Source organism: Burkholderia sp. BCC1977, from assembly GCF_905339595.1.
In the GTDB taxonomy this organism is placed as follows: domain Bacteria; phylum Pseudomonadota; class Gammaproteobacteria; order Burkholderiales; family Burkholderiaceae; genus Burkholderia.
This window is the reverse complement of sequence record NZ_CAJPGQ010000034.1, coordinates 43,975-68,148: the sequence shown is the minus strand read 5'-3', so window position 1 is coordinate 68,148 and position 24,174 is coordinate 43,975. Positions and strand designations below refer to the sequence as shown.

The window sequence follows — 24,174 nt, the reverse complement described above, 5'->3', positions numbered from 1 at the left end:
TCCTCTTTCCGTTCAAAGAACCGACGCCGCCACGGCCTGCGTGTCGGTCGCGCCGGCAAGCCGCGCGTCGTACAGGTCGGCGATCGACGCGCCCGCGCGATCGGCGATCGCGAAGCGATCGTCCGGATAGCGCAGCAGCATGTCGGCGTCCCCGGCCGCCGCGGCGCCGAACACGATGCGGCCGATCCGCCACGCGCGCGGCGGCTCGCCGTCGGCGGGCCAGGCGCCGAGCAGCACGCGCAGCACGTTTTCCAGGTGATTGACCGGCAGCCACAGCTGCGGACACGGCACGCGCCCCGCATCACCCTGCACGCCCTGTACACCCCACAGCGCGGCAGGGTCGGCCGCCTTCGCCTGGGCGATGCCGCCGCTCCATCGAGCCTCGGGCAACAGGTCGTCGCGCCAGCTCGCGCGTGCGAACCGCCGGGCCGGGGCGTCCTCGGTTTCGCGCGGCAGCGCGACGGTCACGCCGCCGGGCGGATGGCCGCGGTACACGAACGTCGCATCGAGCAGCACGCGGCCGGCGAGCGACGCGCAGCGCACCGTCACGTGCCAGCCGTCGTCCACCGTGCGGCCGCTCACGTCGGTGTCGAGCGCGAGATCGCCGTGGCCGTCGAGCGCCTCGGCGAGCGCGTCGAGCGCGATCGCGACGTCGACGGCTTCGTGCAGGCACGCCCGCTCGCCGCCGGGCGGCGCGACCCAGTCGGCCACGACGCGTGCGTGCTCCAGCAGCAGCGACGCCGGCACGGCCGCGCGGCCGTCGAAACGGAATGCCTGCGCGTAGGGTGCGCCGGCCACGCGAAAGCGCGTCGAGAAGCGCGCGAACGGCTGGAAGCGGCGCGGCGCGCCCGCGTGATGCCGGCGCGTCGCGAGTTCGCCGAGGTTCGGCAAGCCGTCGACCGCGTCGAAGCCGCGCAGCTGGATCGGCGTCAGCGCACGGCCGACCGCGCCCATGTACATCGGTTCGCCGCTGCCGGGTGCCGCAGGATTCGCCGGATTCACCGGCGCCGCGAGTTCCGCGAGCCAGTGGCGCACGCCGTCGTCGATCCGCATCGGCGTCACGTAGCGCCGCGTGACCGCGAGGTTCGTGATCATCCCGACGCCGTCCCAGGTCGGCCACGCGATCGTCTTCACGACGCGCGCCCCGGCGTCGCGCCGCGCCCACCAGCCGAGCCGCGCCAGCGCCTCGTTCGCCGCCGCATAGTCGGTCTCGCCCGTCATCCCGCCCCAGCGGCCGGTCAGCGAACCGACGTTGACGAAGCAGTCGACGCGCGGCCGATCGCGCACCGCCGCGTAGAGATTGAGGAAGCCGAGCACCTTCACGCGCGCGGTGCCGATGAATTCATCGACGGTCTTGCGCGGCAATCGCACCGGCTGGTCGATGCCCGCGTTGTGGATCACGCCGCGCAGCCGGTCGCCGAAGGCATCGCACAGCGAGCGCACGGCATCCGCATCCGTCACGTCGCATACGCGGTAGTGCACCGGCAGGCCGAGCGCGGCCACCGCATCGAGCGACGCCTTCAGTTCGCGCCGGCGTTCGAGCTGCCGCAACGTATGCCGGATCGCCTTCGGCGATCGCGTCGGCGTCGCCTGACGCAGTTGCTCGATCCCGTAGCGCTTGAAGCCCGCGTCGTCGAGCGCGAGCCACGGCTCGTCGCCGGCGGGCAGCACATCGCGCCCGGTGACGATCACCGTGCAGCGACGGCGTTTCGCGAGCGCGCACGCCGCCAGGAAACCGATGCCGCGCGCACCGCCCGAAAACAGCACGACGTCGTCGGGCCCCCAGTCGGGCGCCGTGTCGGCCGGCAGATCGTCGCGAGTCGCGACGAGCGTGTGGCGTCGTCCGCCGCGGTGGCCGACCTCGAAGCGTCCCCAGCGATACAGTTCGCGTGCGATCAGCTGGTCGACGCGCCCCGTTTCGTCGGGCGCGACGTCGAGCACGCGCACGTTGCAGTTCGGCAATTCCTGCGGCAGCGTCTTCGCGAGCCCGGCCCAGAGTCCGCCGAGCGGCTGCACGAGCGGGTCGTCGCCGTAGCCCATCAGGCCGTCCTGCCAGGTGAGCGCCAGATAGAACAGCCGCGACGTCGACGCCTCCTGCGACCAGTCGCCATAGCATGCCTGCAGCAGCGCGACCGTGCGGCGCAGCGGCGCTTCCCATTGATCGCGCGCGTCGAGCGAGAACGGCGCCTCGACGCCGAGATCGACGATCCCGTCGAACGGCCCCGATTGCGCGACGAACGTGCTCGCGGCGGTCGCCGGATCGACACCGTCGGCCGGCGCGAACACGCCGGGTTTCGCACAGGCGCGCGTGAGCGTCGCCACCACGCGCTCGACCGTGCGACCGAGGCCGTTGACGATCGCGATCCGCTTGCCGCTCAGTTCGGCCGCCGGCAGGTCGGGCAGCGGCTCGATCTCGACCGGCCGCCACGTGAAGCGGTGCGTCGGCGTGGCGTCGGTGCCCCGCGGCGCTTCGTCGGTGAGCGCGTCGCGCCGCAGAAAGGCCAGCACGGCCGGCGGCAGCGTGGGGCCGGCGGAACGAACGGGCGTGGGTGGTGCGGTATTCGCCGGTTGCTCGGCGTCGGGTGCCGGTGCCGGCGACGGCGACGGCGACGGCGACGGCGACGGCGATGGCGATGGCGATGGCGATGGCGATGGCGATGGCGATGGCGATGGCGTAGAGCCTAACGCTTGCGCTTGCGTGCCCGTGAACGGACACACCGGTGTTCGCGCAGCCGGCACGCTTGCGTCATGGCCCGCCTGCCCCGCGGACACCCGCTCGCGCGCGCGCGGCTTCGCGATCAACGGAATCCCGTCGCGCGGACGCAGCGAGATCGTCGCGCCGGTATCGAGCGCATGACCGGGCACCGCGCTCAGGTCGACGTGCTGCGCCACCACCGCGATCAGCACGCGCATCTGCAGCAACGCGGTCTGGTAGCCGATGCATTTGCGCATCCCGCCGCCGAACGGAAAATACGCGTACTTGTGCCGCACCGGCGCATGCGATCCGAAGTTCTCCGGATCGAACGCGTCGGGGTTCGCCCACAGCGCGGGATGACGATGCGTGACGTATGGCGACATGAATACCGACGAGCCCGCCGGCACGTGATAGCCGCCGATCTCGTCGTCGTCGACCAGATCCCGCGTGAAGCCCCAGATCGGCGGATACAGGCGCAGCATCTCGTCGACGGTCTGCACCAGGTACGGCAGGCGTTCGAGATCGGCCGCATCGGGCGCACGGCCGCCGAGCACCGCGTCGAGCTCCTCGCGCAAGCGCCGCAACACGCCCGGATGCTGCGCGAGCGCATAGAGCCCCCACGCCATCCCGCTGCCGGTGGTTTCATGGCCGGCGAGAAACACCGTCATCACTTCGTCGTGCACCTCGCGCTCGGTCAGCGGCGCACCGGTATCCGGATCGCGCGCGGCGAGCAGCAGCGAGATCACGTCGCTCGTGTCGCAGCGCCCCGCGCGATGCTCGGCGACGATCGCGTCGACGATCGTGTCGATCCCGCGACGCGCGTGCGCGATCCGGCGATTGAACGGCGTCGGCATCCAGCGCGGCACGAAATCGTTCATGTTGCCCTGCGGCATCATCGCCGCGATGCCGAACCGCACGGCCGGCCCGACCTCGTCCGCGTGCCGCGAGATGTCCGCGTTGAACAGCATCAGCCCGAGCATGCGCAGGCTCACGCGCATCATTTCCTCGACGACGTCGAACGGCGCGTGCGCCGGCCGCTTCAGCCAGCGCTCGACGAGCGCGAGCGCCGCGTCGCCGACCGCGGCCGTGTGCGACTCGACCTGCTTGCGGTGAAACAGCGGCTGCACCACGCGGCGGTGACGGCGCCAGAACTCGCCGTCGGTCGTCAGCAGGCCGTCGCCGAAGAACATCTTGAAGTTGTCGTAGAAGCGGCCGCGCACGTAGTTGCGGTGGTTGTCCTGCAGCACGTGCTGGACGCCGTCCGGATGCGCGAGCGCGTGCGTGAGGAACGGGCCGAGCCGGTTGCGCGCGATGTCGCCGTACTGCTGCTGCAGCCTCAGCAGCATCGTGACGGGATTGCGCTTGTACTCCGCGAGGTTGCCCATCACGACGCTGCCGCGCGGGCCGGGCGCGAGTCGCTTCATGCTCATGCGGACACCTGTTCGGAAGGCGTGCGCCCGGCCAGCCGCGCGTCGATCTCGCCGCGCGCGGCGAACGCGCCGGTCACGCGGTGCACGTAGCCGATCACGATGCCCGTCACGTCGCGCATCTGCATCACGATCCCGCCGTCCGGACGCACCGCGACAAACCGGTTGCCGCTGCTCGCCGGCCCCTCCAGCGCGAACGCACGCGGCGTCACGCGCAACGCGATCGACGCGTGACGGCTCGCCAGCTCGCAATCGTTGCCGGCTTCGTACAGGTCGATGCGGCCGATCGACATCGGCGCCGCGAGCGGGATGTAATCGCCCGCGACATGATCGAGCGCGGCCACGCGCGCGAGCCCGTCGAGCAGGATGCTCGGCACCACGAAGCGCGAGAACACCGGATCGCCGTCCGGCACATTCAGCCGGAAACGCGCCTGCTTGCCCGCGTCGCTCATGCCGGTGTCGGTCGTCGACACGAACATGCCGGTCAGCCGCACCGGCGCCGCGTCGAAATGATACGGATCGGCGACGGGCGTAAACGTCCCGATTGCCGGTTCGTGCCACATCGGCGCCGGCGCATACGCGTTGGCCAGGCGAACCGTGATCTCGAAGTGCGGCTTGTCGCGCACGAGCAGTTGCCCGCCCGGCGCCAGCACGTCGCCGGAGATCCGCACGTGCACGTGCACCGCGTCGCCGTCGCGCGACGCGATCCGCGCGTGGATGCGCTTCACGCTCGGCCGCTTCGCGTCGTAGACCCGCAGGAAGTGCAGGAATGCCGCGTCCGCGAAGCCGACGACCTTGAGCCCCGGCACGAGCCGCAACGCGGCCTCGGCGGCCACTTCCGGCACGAAGGTCCCCGGCAGCGTCGGAAAGCCGTTGACGACGTGATGCTGCAGGTACGCGTCGCGCTCGAGATCGAACACGCGCTCGAACGTGACGCTGTCGTCGGTCCGCGCGAGTTCCGCGCCGAGATAGAAATCGGGACCGCGAGATGTGGCGATGGTGTCCGGCGCGTTTTCGTCGAGGTCGAAGTAACCCGGCAGATGCGTTTCGATCGCGCGCCGCTCGGCCTCGCCGAGATGCACGGACATCGCCGCGCGCGCGCCGAGGCCGAGTTCGCGCATGAAGTGATGCTGCCCCTCCGCGGTGCGCATGCTCGTGAACAGGCCGCTTTTCTCGAGGAACGCGCGCGTGACCGGATTCGCGCCGAGCCCGACCGAGCGCCACAGCGTCCAGCCGATCGTGAATTCGTCGTGACCGAGCGCCGCGCGGTGATACGACGCCTGCGTGTTCAGGAAGTCGTTGCCCGACGCGTAGTCGGTTTCACCCGCCTGCCCGGTCAGCCCGATGAACGAGCCGAAGTTGCACCACAGGCGCGGCTGCCGCGCGCCGAACGCGTGGCGCAGGTTCCAGTAGCCGCGCACCTTGATGTCGCGCACCGCGACGAAATCGTCCAGCGACTTCACGACCACCGATGCCGAACGGTTCAGTCCGGCCGCGTTGACCAGCAGGTCGACGCGCGGCTCGCGCGCGAGAATCGCGTCGATGGCCGTCCGCACGCTGTCGGGGTCGAGCACGTCGGCGCGCAGGTAGGTCACGCGGTGCGCGCCGCAGAACGCCCGCATCGCCTCGATGTTCAGGCACGCCGTGCGCGCGTCGGCACGTCGCTCGAATGCGCGGATGATCTCCGGCAACGGCCGTTCCGGATGCCGCGCCTTCTGCTGGCGGATGTAGTCCGGGCGGCTCTTCGCGAACGTTTCGTCGTCCATCACGAGCAGTTCCGCGTCGATCGTGTCGAGCGCGCTGCTGCCGATCAGGTACAGCGTCGGGCGCACGTGCGCGGCGAGTGTCTTCATCAGTTCGCCGGTGATCCCGCGCGCACCGCCAACCGCGACGACGACCGAATCCTGACCGAGCGACAGACGCTCGTCCGCACGCAGTTCGCCCGCATCCGCGATCACGCGCGGCGTGCGGCGCCGCCCCGCCCCAAGGGCGACGACCGGCAGCCAGTGACGGGCGCCGCTTTCGCGTTCGGCCTCGCGCAGCGCGTCCGGCAGCGCGCGCGCCTTGGTCAGCACGGCAACCGGGTGAGCTTCCGGCATCTCGATCGCGAGCGCCTTCACGAGGCCCGTGAACAGCCCGGCATCCGGATGCGGCACGTCGCCCGCGAGCGCATCGAGCAGCAACGCGACGAAGCTGCCGTCGCGCTCGAGTGCCGCATGGCAGCGCTTGATCGCGAGGAACGCCAGGTCATGCAGCGCGAGCCGCGCGGGCGCGGCCGGCGCGGCAGCGCCCGGTGCGAGCGTGCCGGCGTCGAGCGACGTGAGCACCCGCACGTGGCCGATGTCGTCGGGCACGACGTCGAGCGCCGCTGCGTCGATCCGCTCGATCCAGTGCCAGCCCGACCGTTGCGCGGCGAACGGCCGCGTCGACAGCACCACGCAGCAGGGGCCCGGATCGGCCTGCGCGGCCAGCGCGTCCGGCATGTCGGTCACGATCACGCAGCGCGGCGCGATGAACGGCATCGACCGGCCCGCCGGCCGCCACGGCGCGTCGCGCCATTCGATCCGGTAACGCGCGACGCCGAGCGGCTCGCCGTCGGCCGCGACGCCGGTCCGGCGCAGCGAGCCGGGTATCAAGGTGCCGGGGGAAGCGGGTTCAACGGACGCGGCAGGCGCGACCGTCGACGCAGTCGGCGCCACCGACGCAACGGCCGGCGCCGTCGCAGGTGCGGGCGGCACATGCCGCGCATCGGGATGCGGCTCGCGCGGCGCGGACGCCTGCGCGCCGTCGCACTCGCATGCAACGTGCAGCGCATAGCGCGCACGATCGCCGCCACCGTCGCGCGTGAGCGTCGTGCCGGCATCACGCGCGACGATCGCGCGCAGCACGTCGATCGCCGAGTCGGCCCCCGCATACGTGACCGCACGGCCCGTCGCGTCGCGCGGCGCAGCCGGTTCGACGGCAGCCTGCGCATCGCCGCCGCCGATCACCGCGAGTACCGGCAGCCCTTCCGCCTGCGCTCGCCGCACCGTCGTGACCGCGAACAGCACGATGCCCTCCGCGAGCGGCAGCCCGAACGCCGGGCGCACCTCGTCCGCCGAGTTGCCGTTGATCCCGCCGACGATCGCCATGTCGAGTTCGCCGCTGCACAGGAAGCGCTCGGCCGCCTCGAACGCGGCCAGCGTCGACGCGTGGCCCGCATCGACCGTCATGTTCATCCCGTGCAGGTCGTGATAGTTGGCGACACGCGCCGGGATCACGTTCGGCATCATCCCCGGAAACGAATTCTCGGTCGTCGGCGCGACGAGCTGCTTGGTCGCGGCGCGCAAGTCCGCCAGCACACGTTCGGTCGCCGCGCGTTCGTCCGGCCGCGTCGCGTCGAGCACCGCTGCCGCGATGTCGTCGAGATAGCAGCGGCTCGCGTAGAGCGCCGCGTTGCGCGTGGGCCCCATGTGCCCCATCACGAGCCCGATCGTGTCCGCATGTTCGTGCCAGAACGTGCCGAGTCGTTCGCGCAGGTCGTGCGCGGCGTCGAGCGCCATCAGCTGGCAGCGATCGAGCGCGCGCAGCACCGCCGGCGGCATCTTCACGCGCGCGAAGCTCGGCAGCGGGTAGCCGATCCCGAAGCTCGCGTCGGGCGCCCGGCCTTCGCCGCGCAGCCAGGCGGCGACCTGTGCGTCGGCGTCGAGGCCCGGAAACTTCGCGGACCAGCCGACGATCGCGAGCGGTTCGCGCTTGAACCGCCCGCTCGCGTCGCCGGCCGGCAGATCCGCGCGGTATTCCGACACGATCAGGTGGCCGTTCGTGCCGCCGAAGCCGAACCCGGACACCGCCGCGACGCGCGCCGATTCGCGCCGGACCGGCCACGATACCGGCGCCACCGGAATCCGCAGGCTCGTGCCGGCGATGTCGAATTCCGGCGGCGGCTCGCTGAAGCGATGCTGCGGCGGAATCACCTGGTGCCGCAACCCGAGCAACACCTGGATCACCGACACGACCCCGGCCGCCCAGCCCGTATGCCCGACCAGCGACTTGTTCGACGTCACCTGCACCGGGCGGTCGCGCCGGATCGCGTCGCGCAGGCTCTGGAACTCCGCGAGATCGCCGGCCGGCGTGCCCGTTGCATGCGCAACCACCCAGTCGACGTCGGCCGGCACCGTCGCGGTGCGCGCATACGCGCGATCGATCGCGATGCGCTGGCCGGCCGAGTTCGGCGCGTAGATCGCCTTGCCCTTGCCGTCCGACGACGAGCCGAACGATTTCAGCACGCCGAGGATGCGGTCGCCGTCCGCCCGCGCCCGCGCCAGGCGCTTCAGGATCACGACGCCCGCGCCGTCCGCGAACAGCACGCCGTCGCAGTTGCGGTCGAGCGGCCGCACCTCACCGCTGCGCGACAGCCCGTGCAGCTTCGAGAACAGGACCGAGCCGCGCGGCGCGAGCGCGAACGCGCCGCCGCACGCGACCACGTCCTGCATGCCGAGCAGCAGCGCCTTGATCCCGAGATCGATCGAATACAGCGACGACGAGCATGCGGTGTCGACCATCATGCAGTGCGCGTCGTCCGGCAGCACGCCCTTCATCGCGTTCAGGCCGACCCGATGCGGAAAGAACGACGCAAGATCGCCGGCGCCGCGCGCATAGCGCGCGCTCAGCACCGCATCGATCGCGGCCACGCGGCGCTCGCGCTCGGCCGCGTCGACGCCCGCATCGATCAGCACCGCGTTCAGGCGTTCGCGCGCGGCGGCCAGCACCATCCCCTCCTCGAGATGCTGGCTGCCGTCCGCCGTATAGCCGACGAGGAACGCCACGCGATCGGCGTCGCGCAGCGTCACGCCGTCGAGCGACTGGCACAGCGCATGCCGCAGCCACAGCGTCGTCAGCTCGCGTGGCGCGGTGCCCGCGTCGAGTTCGGCGCGCACCGTCGGGCACGGGTCGAACTGCTCGATGAAGACCGAGCGCGACTGATAGCTCTTGTCCTCCGCCGACGTATCGGGCGAATAGAACGAGCGGTAATCCCAGCGATCCGGCGGCACGTTGCCGAACAGTTCGGGGCCGTCGAGCAGCGCGCGCCAGAACGCGTCCGGGTCGCTCGCGCCGGGCAAGGCGAGCCCCATGCCGACCACGGCGATGTCGTCGCTGTCCGGCGCGTCGTCAGGTGACGCGGCGGGACGGTCGGTCAGCGGTGCGCTCACGGAGACGGGCGGCACCGCGGCGGGCATCGCCTCGCCTGCATCCTCCGCACGCTCCACGCTCGCCCATTCCGCACGCGGCGACAGCCCTTCGCTGCATAATGACAGCCCGCCGTCCGCGACGACCACCTGACCGGTGATCCAGCGCGCCGCATCCGACGCGAGAAACACGACGAGATCGGCGAGATCCTCCGCCCGTGCGAGCCGCTTCAGCGGCGTCGCCGCGATGCTCGAGCGCTTGGTGTTCTCCGGGTCCGGAAACTGCGCGGCGACGTCCCCGTCGATCAGCGTCGACGACGCGCCGTTCACGCGAATGTCGCGGCCCGCGTATTCGACCGCGAGATAGCGCGTGAGCGATTCGAGCGCCGCCTTCGCGGTGCCGACGACCAGATAGTTCGCCGGCACGAGCGTCGCGCCCACCGACGACACGTTGACGATCGCGCCCCCGCCCGAGCGCGCCATCAGCGCCGCGGCACGGCGCGCGCACCAGAACGCGCCCTTCAGGTTGGTGTCGAGCGCGCGATCGAAATGCTCGGCGCCGATCTCGTCGACGCCGAGCAGCGCGCCGGACGCCGCATTGTTGACGAGCACGTCGAGCCGGCCGTAGCGCCGTTCGATCTCGTCGAACATCCGGTCGACCTGCGCCTGCTGCGCGACCGACGCCCGGATCACGTCGACCGTCGCGCCGAGCGCGCGCAGTTCGTCGGCCGTCTGCTTCGACGCGTCGAGCGAGTGGAAGAAATTCAGGATCACGTGCGCGCCCTGCTCGGCGAAACGCCTGCAGATCGCCTTGCCCACGTTTTTCGCACCGCCCGTCACGAGAACGAGCTTGCCGCGCATGCTGGTATTCGACATGGATCGCCTGCCTATCGAGAACTTGTCATTACGGGCAGGGCCCCCCCTGCCGACCATCGTTTCGGCCCGCGGCCGTCAAGCGACTGCCTTCCCCTGGTTCTCGTAGACGAAATCGACGATCTGCCCCATCGCCTTGAAATCGCCGCTGCGGAAATTGGCCGGCAGCGGCGGCAGCGCGTAGCGCGCGGTGATGCGCTGGATGATCTCGGTCTGCTTGACCGAGTCGATGCCGAGCTCGGCTTCGAGCTCGATCGTTTCGGAGAACACCTCGGCCGGATACTCCATCGCTTGCGCGTAAATATCGACGAGCTCCGCGAACAGCCGCTCGCGCGGCACGTGGGCGGGCTTCGCCGCCGCGAGCGGTTCGTGAGGTGCCGACGGCGCGGGTACCGCCGTCAGCGTCGGCGCGGCCACGGCCGCCAGGCGCGGCGCGGACGCGATGGGCGGCTCGGCCTGCGGCGCGAACCCGACGGCCGTCGGCGCGGCGCCGGCCGGTGCCGTGCTTGCCGCATCGAACGCGTGACGCAGTTCGCCCTTGAGCCAGTCGACAATGTGCGGTCCGCGCGCATGCCAGAACGCGTCGAACCCGGAGCCGGCGTTGCCGATGCGAATATCGTCCTTCATGATGCTGTCCTCCTGGAAATAACGGGTGATGGTCGTGACGACGCTCGATTCCTCGGTCGCGTTCGACGGGCCGCCGAACGTCCTGACCGTGCCGGGCCCCGCGATGCGCACGACGATGCGTGCCAGCGCGTTGAGCGCGCCGCATTCGACGTAGCGTCCGATGCCGTCCGCGCACGCGGCGCGAATCGCATCCGCGAACCGCACCGGCAGCACGAAATGCGACGCGAGCCGCGCGCCCGGATCGTCGGCGCCGCTGTAACGTCGGCCGAGGATCGGTGAATGGACCGGAATCGCGAGCGGGCCATGCCGATACGCGGCAAGACGCGCGGCGAACTGCTCGCGCGCGCCGGCCAGATCGGGGTGATGGAAGCCATACGGAGACCTGAGCGTCTGCGCGGAAACGCCGCGCGCCGCGCATGCCGCGACGAAACGCTCCAGCGCATCGCGGGGGCCGGATACGACGGTCTGCGACGAATGATTCTCGACCGCGACGCACACGTTGCGCACCGCATGCGTGACGGCGCTCGCGTCGATCAGCTCGCGCGTCGCGTCGGCACCCGCGGAGATCGCGGCCATCATCCCGTCGGCCGGCGCCGCCGCCTGCAACGACGCAATCCGGTCGCAGACGATCCGCGCGCCCTGCTCGATCGAATACATGCCGCCGCACACCAGCGCCGCGATCTCGCCGAAGCTGTGTCCGATCAGCACGTCGGGCACCACGCCATGCGCACGCAACACGCCGAACATCCCGACCGACGCGCCGTAGATCCCGAGCTGCAGCAGATCGGGCGCTTCGCGCAGCCACGTGTCGAGCCCGGCATCGTCGCGCCACAGCGCACCGGTCAGCGGGCGGCCGAGGCGCTCGTTCGCGACCGCGTCGAGCGTGTCGAGGGTCTGTCGCACGCTCGGGTGTGCGCGCCCGAGCTGCCGCAGCGCGCCCGCATAGAACGCGCCCTGTCCGGGGAACAGGAACGCGCAACCGCGCACTTGCGTGCCGCCCGCTTCGGGGCCCGCGCCGTTCAACTCGCGTCGTTCCATAATCCCAATCTCCCAAGGCTCTCGGCCAGCTTCAGTCTCGCGATCCGCCACTTCGACACCGCGAGCACGCGCTGCCGGCGCGCATCCGCGAGCGCCGACTGCGCATTCAGCAACTCGGTGAACGTACCGACGCCCGCCTTGTAGCGGCCACGCGCGATGTCGAGCGAATGCAGCGCGGTATCGAGCAGATGCCGCGAGTTGTCCAGATTCGTCGTGTCGGTCTGCAGGCTCTGGTAGCTCTTCCACACGTCGAGCGACACCTTGAGTTCGGTGTTGCGCACGTCGGCCTCCTGCGCGTCCGCCTGCGCCTTCGCCTCCGCGACGCGGTAGCCCGACGCGAACCCTTCGAACAGCGGAATCGAGACCTGGATGCCGATCGAGTTGCTGTGACTGCGCTGCAACTGGAGAAACGACGCCTGCTGCTGGTAGGACGGGTTGTTGCGCGCGAGGCTGCCCGTCAACGAAATCGTCGGCAACGACTGCGCGCGCACCGCGCGCACCTCGTCGCGTGCCGCCTCGAGCTTTTCGCGCGCGGCGATCAGCTTCGGGTGATGGCGCTTCGCTTCCGCGATCAGGTCGGAAATGCCGCGCGTGAAATCGTCTCGATCGGGCGACCGCTCCGCGTCGGCGATACGCAGCGGCGTATCGGCGTCGGCGCCCAGCGTCGTCGCCAGCGTGCCGATCGCGTTCTGCAGGTCGCCCTCCGCGCTCACGCGATCGAGCAGCGCCTTGCGATAGGTGGTCTGCGCCTGCAATGCATCGCCGAGCGTGCCGGCGCCGCCGTCGTGCCGCGCGCTCGCCTCGGCCAGGCTCTCCTGCGCCGCATGCTCGACCGCCTGCGCGGCAGCGAGCGCCGCCTGCGCGTCGCGCAGCGCGTAGAACGCCTGCGCCGCGTCGTAGAAGACACTCTGCAACGCGTCGTCGTGCGCGGCGTTGGCCGCGCGCAGCAGCGCGCGCGCCCGGTCGAGCGTCGCGCCGCGCCTGCCGAAATCGAACAGCACCCAGCTCAGGTTGAGCATGCCGTAGCGGCTGGTGCTGCGCTGGTCCTGCGTGTAGCCGCCGCTGTACCCCGTCGTCAGGTTGTCGCGCTCGATGCCCGCGGTCGCATTGAGCGTCGGCCAGTACGCGGCCTTCGACACGCCGACCTCGGCTGCCGCCGCGCGCGCATCCGACCACGTGCGGCTCAGTTGCGGATGCGAACAGATCGCCAGCAGGATCGCGTCCTCGAGCGCGAGCGGGCGCGCGTCGGCATGCTGTGCGCCGCACGCGGTGGCCGACGCCATCGACCCGGCCGGCGTCGCCGCGACGTCGTGGCGCGTGCCGTAGACGTCCAGCAGCTGTGCGCGCGCAAGCGGCACGAACACCGCGAACGCGACGACACACAGCACGGTAGCGAAGGAGTACTTCATCGCTCAACGCCCCGCGACCGGTTCCGCCGCGCCGGCGTCATGCGTCGCCGGCTGCGACGCGGCCGGCGCGGCGGACGTCCTTGCCGCAGCCGCCGCGCGCATCGCGGCGGTCGACTGGTCGAGCACGACCTTGCCGCCCTGCAGCATGATGACGCGCTGCGCCGACGCGATCGTCTCCGGCCGGTGCGCGACGATCAGCCGCGTCATCGCGAGTTGCGTGACGGCCGCGTTGACCTGCATCTCGCGCTGAATGTCGAGATGGCTCGTCGCTTCGTCGAGCACGAGAATGCCCGGCCGCTTGTACAGCGCACGCGCGAGCAGCACGCGCTGCTTCTGCCCGCCGGACAGCACCGTGCCCATGTCGCCGACCAGCGTGTTGTAGCCCATCGGCATCGCGGCGATGTCGTCGTGCACGGCCGCGATGCGCGCGCATTCGGCGACCCAGCGCGGGTCGGCGTCCGGGTCGAAGAAACTGATGTTGTCCGCGATCGAGCCCGCGAACAGCACGTCGTCCTGCAGCACCGTGCCGACCAGCCCGCGCAGCCGCTCGATGCCGAGCCGACCGACCTCGAGCCCCCCGATCCGCACCGTGCCGCCCGTCGGTTCGTGGATGCCGAGCAGCACGCCGATCAGCGTCGTCTTGCCGCACCCCGACGGCCCGACGATCGCGACCGACTCGCCCGCCGCGATCTTCGCGTTCACGCCGTCCAGCACCAGCGGCTCGCCGTCCGCGTAGCGGAACGACAGCCCGTCGATCTCGATGCTCGCGTCGAGCGCGTCGGCCTCGCCCGGCACGTTGCGCAGGCTCGCGTCCGGCTCGCTTTCCGCGAACACGATGTCGGCCAGCCGCTCGCCCTGGAGCTGCAGCATCCTGACTTCGAAATACTTGTCGATCAGGCTGCCGACCCGGCTGTCGAACTGGTTCTTGTACGCGTTGAACGCCATCAGCACGCCGACCGTGAACTGGCCGTCCATCACCATCCGCGCGCCGAGCCAGATGATCAGCACGTTCTCGATGCCGAACAGCAGGCCGTTGAGCTGCTGATAGAAGATCTGCAACTTCTGCACGTGCAGGCTCGCATTGACCTGCTCGACCAGCAGCGTGATCCAGCTCGCGCGGCGCTCCGTCTGGCGGTTGAACAGCTTGATCGTCTTCACGCCGCGCACCGTCTCGAGGAAGTGGCTCTGCTGCTTGGCCGCGTGCACGATCTGGTCCTCGGTCGCGCGCCGCAGCGGGCCGTACCACAGCCACCGGACGAGCGCGTACAGCGCCATCGTCGCCAGCGCGACGCATCCGAGCACGCGGCTGTACACGAACATCATCGCGAGCGTCACGATCGTCATCAGCCCGTCGATCACCGCGCCGAGAAACGACGTCGTCAGCGTCTGCTGGATCGTGTCGATCGAGCCGAAGCGCGACACGACGTCGCCGAGATGGCGCCGTTCGTAGTAGCGCACCGGCAGGCTCAGCAGATGTGTGAACACGTTCGCGCGCCACTGGATGTTCAGCGTCACGCCGACGTGCATCAGCGCCCACGCGCGGATCGTGCCGGTCGCCTGCTGCATCAGCAGCAACAGGCCGAAGCCGAGGGCCAGCACCGTCAGCAGGTCGCGATCGGCGCTGACGATCACTTCGTCGATCACCCACTGCAGGAAGAACGGCTGCACCAGCATGAAGACTTCGAGCGCGATGGCGAGCGCGAGGATCTGCGCGAGCGAGCGCGACAGCCCCGAGACCGGGCCCAGCAGCTCGCGCAGCTTCACCGCCGGCCGTGCCGCGCGCGGCGCGAACCCGGCGGCCGGCCACAGCTCGAGCGCGACGCCGGTGAAGGCGCGCGACACCTCGGCAAGCGGCACCTTGCGGACGCCGTGAGACGGATCGTGAATCGTCGCGGTCTTTCCGTTCACTTCCTTCAGCACGACGAAGTGATTGAAATTCCAGTGCAGCAGGCACGGCAAGCGAAGCTGGCCGAGCTGCGCCATGTCGAGCTTCACCGCGCGCGTGCCGAGCGCGAGGCGCTGCGCGACCTCGATCACGCGCCCGAGCCCCGCGCCCTTCAGCGAGACGGGGAATTGTCCGCGCAGCGTCGCGAGATCCGCGTGATGGCCGTGATAGCCGGCCACCATCGCGAGACACGCGAGCCCGCATTCCGCGGCTTCGGTCTGCAGGATCATCGGCAACTGGCGGCCGAGGCCGAACGAGAGTCGATCGAGTAATGCCATGCGCGACCTCGTCAGAGTTTGCCGGTCAGGCTGTAAAGCGGCTCGAGCACCCACTCGTACAGGCGCCTGCGCTCCTGCAGGATGTCCGCCTGCAGCGTCATGCCGGCCTGCAACGGTTGCCGCGCGCCATCCGCGGTCACGTGCTGCGCATCGAGCGCGACGATCACGCGATAGAAGGTCGCGTCGCGCCCCTCGCCCGGCGTCGCCGCCGGGCCGCCGTCATTTGTGAGCTCGGCCGCCGACAGCGCCGTGCGCGCGATCGACACGACCACGGCGCGGTACTGGCCGAACTTCTGGTAAGGGAACGCCTGATAGCGGATCAGCACCGGCTCGCCGGCCCGCACGAAGCCGATCGCCGTGCTCGGCACGAACAGGTGCGCCTGCCAGCGCGCACCGCCCGGCACGACGCTCGCGAGCGGCCGGGACGTATCGACCGACTGGCCGACGTCGGCGATCGCCGCCGTCACGACGCCCGTTTCCGGCGCGGTGACCACGATCCGGCGCTTCGCCTCGCTTTCGATCAGGTTCCGGTCGACGTCGATCACGTTGCGATCGATCTGCGCGAGCTGGTTCTGCTGCTTGAGGTCGAGGCCGGCCAGCTGGTTGTTCGCTTCCGTCAGCGACTGTGCCGTCGACGCACGCTCGCGCAGCAGCCCGTTCAGCTTCGACTGCTGGTCGAGCAGGTCGGCCTCGCGCTGCTGCGCCTGATCCTTCGAAATGTAGTCCTGCGCCAGCAGGCCGCGATAGCGTGTCGCGCCGTCGGCCGCGATCGACGTGCGCAGCCGCTGCGCCGCGAGCTGATCGTCGATTTGCGCAAGCTCGCCGCCCAGGTTCGCGATCTTCGCGCGCACCGTCGCGCGTTCGTCCTGCTGCAGGCTGCGCGTCTTGTCGATTTCCGTGAGCAGCGACGCCTTGCGTTGCCGCGCCTGCGCGATCAGCGCGGCCTGCGTCGCGCCTTCCGCCGCGCTCTGCAGGTCGGTGGACACCGTATAAAGCGTCTGCCCGCGCGCGACGTGCTGCCCTTCCTTCACGTCGCGCTCGACGACGATCCCCGGCTGCAGCGCATAGACCTTCACCAGCCCCGCATCCGGCATCACGACGCCGCTGACCGTCGTGCGACGCGTGTAGGTGCCGAACGCGAAGAACAGCAGCACGCACGCGGCCATCGCGACCGCGGCCGCCGCCAGCAGCGTCAGCGGCACGGGGCGCGCCAGCACGATCTCGCCCAGCGCGCCGGTGCGCTGCGCCTGTTGCGCTTCGTGCCGGAAGAGAGAAGTCGGGTTCGTCAAGATACGGGATGACAGACAGTCAGTTGGGTTCGACGGATGCATCCCGGTTGCCCGGGAAGAACGCCGCGGCGCCCCGCTCCGGTGCCGCGGCGATCCGCGATTCACGCAATGGCGACGCAGCGCGCGCCACTGCGCGGAAATCGCGTCAGGCTTACGCGTGCTGGCCGGTCAGCAGGCCGAGCACTGCGTTGCCCGTGCCGACGACAGCCGTCGTCAGCGCTTCGCCGACGTTGTAGAGCGTCTGGCCGTACAGCTCGACCACGTTGCCCAGCGTGTCGAAAATCGAGCCGCCGCCGTAGTAGCCGCCGGAAACTTGTGCGATTTCCTGCTGATTCAGTTCTTGCATTGCGTTTCTCCAGATTGAGAATGCTAGATAACCCATCTAGCGAGGCATCGAACCGCGCCGCAATCGCGACGCAGATCAATACGTTAAATACGTTAACTTTCCGATCGACACGATTACATCAACCGGTAATATTTAATTAATCCATCCGGCAAAACGGCGTGCAGCGCCCCATCGATTCGAATATCCAGAATAACCATTTCGCAATACTCTCGCGATCAATCGGCATTCGATCAGCCATCCGCTTTCGATATGCCGCCAAGTCTCGCGACGCCGGACCACCGGCTCGACGATCTCGATCCGCAGACGAGCAGACGCCACCGCGCGCGGGCACCACGGCACCCTGCACGTCACGCAACACAGGAACGAAAACGAAAATGAATACCCGCCCGAGGATCGACCTAGAATAGCCACGCGCCAAATGCCGCTCATCCGATCAATCATTAGCAAATGGTTGATCGGCACCAGATTTTCCTCATTGAATTTTTTACAAAGCTGAATTCGACGGGCCAATGATCCGACACTTTCCGGACGCTCTTTGTACGATACCGCACCATCGGGCAAACCCGATATCAGAGGGCCGTTTATTCTATTTCCAAGCGGAATTCAGGGCGTAAATGTCGCGATTGAATTCCCGCAGTTGATGCTGGAAAGCGATTGTCCTGGCGGCCGAGCGGCCGGGCGGAACCCGTCGAATTTATATGCAAATACAATGCATGAATGGATCGCGCGCAATGGCCTGGGCGCGCGAGCGAATGCACGCGCCGGGCCATGCAGACGGCCCGGCGCGCGACACCGCGTCACCCCGCTTTCGGCTTCGCGAGCTGGTCCGCGACCGGCAGGCTGCGGATGCGCGTGCCCGTCGCCGCGAAGATCGCATTGGTCAGCGCCGGCGCGACCGGTGGCAGGCCCGGCTCGCCCACGCCGCCGAGCGGCGTCTCGTAGTCGTCCGGCGCGACCAGGTGCACGCGGATTTCACGCGGCGCCTCGTTCATCCGGAGCACCTGGAAGCCGTTGAAATTGCTCTGCTCCGGGTGCCCGTCCTTGAACGTGATCTCGCCGTGCAGCGCGATGCCGAGCCCCATCACCACCGCGCCTTCGAGCTGCGATCGCACGCGCTCCGGGTTGACCTGCGGCCCGCAGTCGATCGCGATGTCGACGCGCGGCACCGTAATCGCGCCGTCCGCGCCGACCTGCACTTCGCATACGGCCGCCGTGTACGACACGAAGCTGCGATGCGCGGCGATCCCGAGCCCGTGCCCCTGCGGCAGCTTGCGCCCCCAGCCGGCTTCGCGCGCGACTGTCTCGATCACGCGCCGCAGCCGCCCGGTATCGACCGGATACAACGCCGGATCCTCGCCGTAGTTCACGTTCCTCACCGTGATGTGCGGCTCGAAACGTCGCGCCGGCCCGATCAGGTCGAGCAGGAAATCCTTCGGATCCCGACCCGCCGCGTGCGCGAGCTCCGACACGAAGCTCTGAATCCCGAACGCGTGCGGAATGTTGTACACCGAACGAAACCAGCCGATCCGCGTGTGCGCTTCCGCGGCCGGATTCTCGATCCGCACGTTCCGGACTGCGAACGGAAGATCCGCGATGCCTTGCGCGAGCTCGCCCGGCTGCTCGTGCACGACGCCCGCCTTGAAGGTCGACTGAATCGACGGCGCGACCGTGCGATGCTGCCACGCGACCACCTTCCCCGCCGCATCGAGGCCGCCTTCGAACGCTTCCAGCGACACCGCGTGGAAATAGTCGTGCGCGATGTCGTCCTCGCGCGTGAACGTCAGCTTGACGGGCGCCCCGACCGCCTTCGACAGCAGCGCGGCCTCCACCACATAGTCCGGCTTCGACTTGCGGCCGAAGCCGCCGCCGAGCAGCGTCACGTTGACCGTGACCCGTTCGGCCGGCAGCGCGAGCGCCTTCGCGATCTCGTCGCGCGTGGTCTGCGGCGCCTGCGTGCAGGTCCACACCTCGCAGCGGCCGTCGGCCACGCGCGCGACGGCCGCGGGCGGCTCCATCGTCGCGTGCGCGAGATGCGGAATGTAGTACGTCGCGCGCACCCGCTTCGCGGCGCCCGCGAGCGCCGCGGCCGTGTCGCCGTCGTTGCGGATCACGTCGCCCGGCTGCGCGGCCGCCGCTTCGAGCGTCTTGCGGTAGGCGGCCGAGTCGTAGCCTGCGTGCGGCCCGTGCTGCCAGTCGATCTTCAGTTGCGCGCGCGCCTGGATGGCCGTCCACGTGTCGCGCGCGATCACGGCCACGCCGCCGAGCGGCTGGAACCCGGATGGCAGCGGTGTCGACGCGAGCTGTACGACCTTGACGACCCCCGGCAGCTTCTCCGCGGCCGACGCATCGAACGACGCGACCGTATCGCCATAAACCGGCGGGCGGGCGACGACCGCGTACAGCATGCCGTCGAGCCGCGTGTCGATCCCGTAGTGCGCGCGGCCGCTCACGATGTCGCGTCCGTCGATCAACGCCGTTTTGCCCTTGCCGATATAGCGGAACTCCGCCGGCGCCTTCAACGTTACGGTTTTCGTATCGGGCACCGGCAGCGCGGCCGCCTTCGCGGCCAGTTCGCCGAAGCCGAGCTTGCGCCCGGTTTTCGTATCGACGACCTCGTGCACCGTCGCCTTCACCTGATGCACGTCGACGCCCCACACCGCCGCCGCGGCCTGCTCGAGCATCGTGCGCGCGGCCGCGCCCGCGCGGCGCAGTGCGGCGAAGCTCTGGCGCAGGCTGCGCGAGCCGTCGGTGTTCTGGTTGCCGTAGCGCGGCTCGTCGCCGACCGCCTGTGCGACCTTCACGCGCGCCCGGTCCGCGCCCAGTTCGTCGGCGACCACGAGCGCGACGCTCGTGCGCACGCCCTGCCCCATCTCGGAGCGGATGCAGGTCACCGTGACCGTGCCGTCCGGCGCGATCGCGACGAACAGGTTCGGATCGTCGCGCAATCCGTGCGGCATGCCCGCGCCGCCGTACTGCGGATTCGGGCTGACCGGCGGCAGCACCGGCGCGGCCGCGCGCGCGAGCGACGGCACGCCGAACGCGAGCAGCAGCCCGCCGGCGGCGAAGCCGAGCAGCAACGCGCGGCGACTTTCGTTATGGACGGAGCATTCCGGCGCGTTCATGCGGCACCTCCGCGGCGCACCGCCAGCCGGATCGCCGCGCGGATGCGCGTATAGGTGCCGCAGCGGCAGATGTTGCCGGACATCGCGTCGTCGATGTCGGCGTCGCTCGGATGGGGATTCGTTTTCAGCAGCGAAGCGGCCTGCATGATCTGTCCGGACTGACAGTAGCCGCATTGCGCGACGTTCAGCTCCTGCCAGGCCTGCTGCAGCGGGTGAGTCAGGTCGGTCGACAACCCTTCGATCGTCGTCACGCGCTTGCCGGCCGCGACTGCGACGGGCGTGATGCACGCGCGGATCGCCACGCCGTCGAGATGGACGGTGCACGCACCGCACAGCGCCATCCCGCAGCCGAACTTGGTGCCCGTGTGGCCGAGGACGTCGCGCAGATACCAGAGCAACGGCATGTCCGGATTGCCGTCGAAATGCTGTTCGCTACCGTTGACGGTCAGCGTGATCATCGTTCACCTCCTGTTGGCGGCGCCGCGTCGCGCGGGCGTCGTGTGGGGATTTGAACGGCGCTGGGCACATTCCGAACGACCAGGTGGGCCTGACGCCGTTTCGTTTCCGGATTGCGTCGGAGAACGATGCAATCTCGGTGAGGCTGCCGCCTGGTTGCCTGTGCAACGGTGCGGCGGTGCAGCGGTGCGGCGGGATTCGGACGATCGCTCGTTTGCGTGGATCGCCGCACGTATTATCAGATGAATTCCGGTTTGCCGTCGGATCGGGGCGAGCTGGAAGATTCTGGTGGTTGGCGCATCAACGCGGTCGAACCGCTTCGGCGCAGCGCGACGCGGTGTGCCCGTCTTGTCGACGGACGGGCAACCGGCGCGCGACCGTCCGGCGCGCGCTCGTTATCCGACGAGCACCACCGGCTTGCCGGAGAACCGGCGATGCCGGAGCCCTTCCAGTTGTTCGGGCAAATGCTCGAAGTCGCCCGTGATGCGCGCTTCGGGTTGAAGGGTGCCGTTCGCGATTCCGGCCAGCAGCATGCTGCCCGCGGTGGTCGTCTCGAGCCATGCCGCCGCATCGCCGTACGTATGCAATGCATTCAGCGCGACTTCATGAAGCGATACGCTCGTCGTAAACGGCGGCAGCGGCTGTGCGTCGAACCGGCCCTGGATGCACACGACATGCCCATTGGCGGACACCGCCGGCGCCCAGCGGGCCGCGCTTTGCGCATCGACGCTGTCGAACACTGCATAGAAACGCCGGGCCAGTTCGTGCCCCGCGTCGATGGGTTCGTCGATCGGGCCGGCGACGAAATGGGTCGCCCCTCGCGCACGCAGGCGCGCCCAATGACGCTCATTGCACGACACCGTGACCTCGAACCCGCGGTCGGCGGCCATCTGCACCAGATAGCTGCCCACCGCGCCCCCTGCGCCGCTGACGAGGATCTCGCGGGATGTCCGGCACGGCACTTTCTCGAGCGCCTGCCACGCGGTCAGCGCGGGACACGGCACGCTCGCGGCCGTTTCGAAATCGAGGGCGTCGGGCACCGTCAGCAGCGCGGACGCGGCGACCGGCGTGTATTCCGCGAAACTGCCGTGTTCGTCGAGGCCCTGGTGGTAGGCCACGCGGCGGCCGAGCAGATGGCGCGCATGCTCGTCCACGACGGCGACGATCGTTCCGGCGCCGTCGACGCCGGGCACATGCCCCTCGGACCAGTTCACCAGCGCGCCGCCGAGCACTTTCCAGTCGACCGGATTCAGACCGATCGCGTGGTTGCGGACCAGCACCTGGCCAGGCTTCAGCGCCGGCATCGCGATCTGTTCGAGACGCAGTTGCTCGGGATGCTCGCAGCCTTGCCAGGTCCATGCGCGAAAGCGGGTCGGCAATGATGCGTGGTGGAGGGGTTGGGTCATGGGTGGTGTGTGGTTCGGGTGATCGGCGATGCCTGCGGCGTGGCAGTCATGCCGGATGCGTCGTGAGGGTAATCAGCCGGGACGCGGGATGTCCGCGGCATCGCTCATGCAGGGTTCGATGTGGTTTCCGCCGGTGCGGAACGTGTGCGGCCGTCAGTATCCGTGGCCGACGCTGTGTCGCGGAAGGGATATTCCGCGAAAACACTTTTGAAATCGGGGGGACATTCGCTTGTCTGCGGAACGTGCGATGCGGCGTGGGTGCGTGTGTATCCCGGGATGTCGGTGATCGGTCAAACGGGAATTAGGCGACGTTTCGGGGATCGCTGTCGTCACGGACGCGACGACTGGAATACATGTGCCTGCATCAGGATAAGAGCAGACTGGCCCGCCCTACACGATTCGAACGTGTGACCTACGGCTTAGAAGGCCGCAGTCCAGCATGATGATCGAAATAGATCGATTTCCATGTTTATCACCAACCAACTGATAATAAACGATTTTTACGCTTTCCATCGAGTCTTGATGTTGACTTGGATTGACCTGAATCCCTAGAATTCTCCTACACGGCGCCTACATGACATTGAGAATAGGGACACCAGGTGACAAAGGAAAATTTCACGATCGAGCGCATCACCGGTTACGAGTGCGTGCCAGGACGACAACAAACGATCTATTGGGACAAGAAGCAACAAGGGCTCGGCCTTCGCGTCACAGCCTCGGGAATGAAATCCTACGTATTCGAGGGTCGTTTATTTGGCAAGACCGTTCGCCTCACCATCGGCTCGCCGAATGCTTGGCTGCTCGAGCGGCACACAACGATCGACGCGGCCACTGGCAAGACGATCGAACGCCTCGGCGCGAGGCAGGAAGCTGCCCGGCTCAAGGCGCTGATGGATCGCGGCATAGATCCTCGCGAAGAACGAGCGGAACAACGCGCCGAGCATGAAGCACGCAAACTCGAGTCCCTCAGGCAGAACTCGACTGTATCGGGAGCTTGGTCAGCGTATCTGAACGCGCACCGGGGCAAATGGAGCGATCGACACTACTACGATCACGAAAAGCTCGCACAAGCTGGCGGCCTGCCTTGGAAGCGGGGGCGCGGGACAACGATTCCTGGGCCGCTGGCTACATTGATGCCGCTGAAGCTGTCGGATCTCACCGCCGAGCGAGTGGCCATGTGGCTTGAGTCCGAAGCAGAAAAGCGTCCAACAAACACTGAGCAGAGTTACCGCAAACTTCGTGCCTTCATTCGATGGTGCAATGACCGGCCCGAATACTCGGGGTCCATCGCGCCAAATGCGTACGCCGCTCGAGCGGTACGCGCCGCCGTACCACGCACCAAGGCCAAAAGTGATTGCCTGCAACGGGAACAACTGCGCGCATGGTTCACGGCCGTACGTCAAATAGGTAATCCAGTTATCAGCACGTACTTGCAGGGTCTCCTGATCACTGGAGCTCGCCGCGAAGAGCTCGCCGCATTGCGTTGGAAGGACGTGGACTTCCGCTGGCGCAGCCTCACCATGAACGACAAGATCGAAGGGACCGGCGGTCGTACGATCCCTCTCACACCGTATTTGGCGAGCCTCCTGTCGAACCTCAAGCAAATGAACGAAACACCTCCGAACAGGCGGCAACTGGCTAGCCTCGCCGAGCAACGAAAGTCATGGGCCCCCTCTGAATGGGTGTTCACCAGCAACAGATCGGAAGACGGAAAGATCGCCGAGCCCAGGAAAGCACACAACGGTGCGCTGGCAGCCGTTGATCTGCCTCACCTCACCCTGCATGGATTGCGGCGGTCCTTCGGCACGCTCTCCGAGTGGGTTGAGGTTCCTGTAGGGGTTGTGGCCCAAATTCAGGGGCACAAGCCATCCGCATTGGCAGAAAAGCACTATCGGCGGCGCCCGCTAGATCTCTTGAGGAAATGGCATGATTTGATTGAACGATGGATGCTGCAGCAAGCAAACCTTGATCATCTCCTTGCGTCAGTTGTCGCGACGTCGGATGATCCGGAGAAGCAAAGTTACCGCGCTTGAGTTGACCACGGCGGTTTCACCACCATCGCACCGCAGCGGAAAATCTGTCCAACACCCGGTGA

At 68.6% G+C, this 24,174-nt stretch carries 11 protein-coding genes; 1 reads left to right on the top strand and 10 read right to left on the bottom strand.

The genetic code is table 11. The annotated features are described in order from the left end of the window. Positions 1–12 precede the first annotated feature (12 nt). From U5771_RS24925 to U5771_RS24880, 10 genes are all read right to left on the bottom strand, one after another. Entirely contained in the window at positions 13–4,125 is a 4,113-nt protein-coding gene (locus U5771_RS24925; protein ID WP_322026423.1) for a cytochrome P450, read from the bottom strand. Beyond that, positions 4,122–10,166 (bottom strand): SDR family oxidoreductase, encoded by a 6,045-nt coding sequence (locus U5771_RS24920; protein WP_322026422.1) that lies wholly within the window; start codon positions 10,164–10,166, stop codon positions 4,122–4,124. Before U5771_RS24920 ends, U5771_RS24925 begins: the two co-directional genes overlap by 4 nt. Positions 10,167–10,241: 75 nt before the next feature. Further along, entirely contained in the window at positions 10,242–11,828 is a 1,587-nt protein-coding gene (locus tag U5771_RS24915; protein ID WP_322026421.1) for an acyltransferase domain-containing protein, read from the bottom strand. Beyond that, on the bottom strand, positions 11,810–13,237 hold the full coding sequence (locus tag U5771_RS24910) for a TolC family protein (protein ID WP_322026420.1): 1,428 nt from the start codon (positions 13,235–13,237) through the stop codon (positions 11,810–11,812). Before U5771_RS24910 ends, U5771_RS24915 begins: the two co-directional genes overlap by 19 nt. A gap of 3 nt (positions 13,238–13,240) precedes the next feature. After that, complete coding sequence (locus tag U5771_RS24905; RefSeq protein WP_322026419.1) at positions 13,241–15,460, bottom strand: peptidase domain-containing ABC transporter; 2,220 nt, start codon at positions 15,458–15,460, stop codon at positions 13,241–13,243. Between the two features lie 11 nt (positions 15,461–15,471). Further along, positions 15,472–16,749 (bottom strand): HlyD family secretion protein, encoded by a 1,278-nt coding sequence (locus tag U5771_RS24900; protein WP_322026418.1) that lies wholly within the window; start codon positions 16,747–16,749, stop codon positions 15,472–15,474. Positions 16,750–16,900: 151 nt separating this feature from the next. Next, a complete protein-coding gene (locus U5771_RS24895; RefSeq protein ID WP_322026417.1) occupies positions 16,901–17,095 on the bottom strand; it encodes a hypothetical protein in 195 nt (64 codons plus the stop codon). Positions 17,096–17,892: 797 nt separating this feature from the next. Beyond that, positions 17,893–20,217 carry a xanthine dehydrogenase family protein molybdopterin-binding subunit gene (locus tag U5771_RS24890; protein WP_322026416.1) on the bottom strand — a complete coding sequence of 775 codons (2,325 nt, stop codon included), beginning with the start codon at positions 20,215–20,217 and terminating at the stop codon, positions 17,893–17,895. Beyond that, positions 20,214–20,675 carry a (2Fe-2S)-binding protein gene (locus U5771_RS24885; RefSeq protein ID WP_322026415.1) on the bottom strand — a complete coding sequence of 154 codons (462 nt, stop codon included), beginning with the start codon at positions 20,673–20,675 and terminating at the stop codon, positions 20,214–20,216. Before U5771_RS24885 ends, U5771_RS24890 begins: the two co-directional genes overlap by 4 nt. Before the next feature lie 393 nt (positions 20,676–21,068). Beyond that, positions 21,069–22,079, bottom strand: coding sequence for a zinc-binding dehydrogenase (locus tag U5771_RS24880; protein ID WP_322026414.1), 1,011 nt, complete (start codon positions 22,077–22,079; stop codon positions 21,069–21,071). A gap of 599 nt (positions 22,080–22,678) precedes the next feature. On the opposite strand from U5771_RS24880, the gene U5771_RS24875 reads away from it, so the two are divergent. Continuing rightward, entirely contained in the window at positions 22,679–24,112 is a 1,434-nt protein-coding gene (locus U5771_RS24875) for an integrase family protein (protein WP_322026413.1), read from the top strand. The last annotated feature ends 62 nt before the right edge of the window (positions 24,113–24,174 follow it).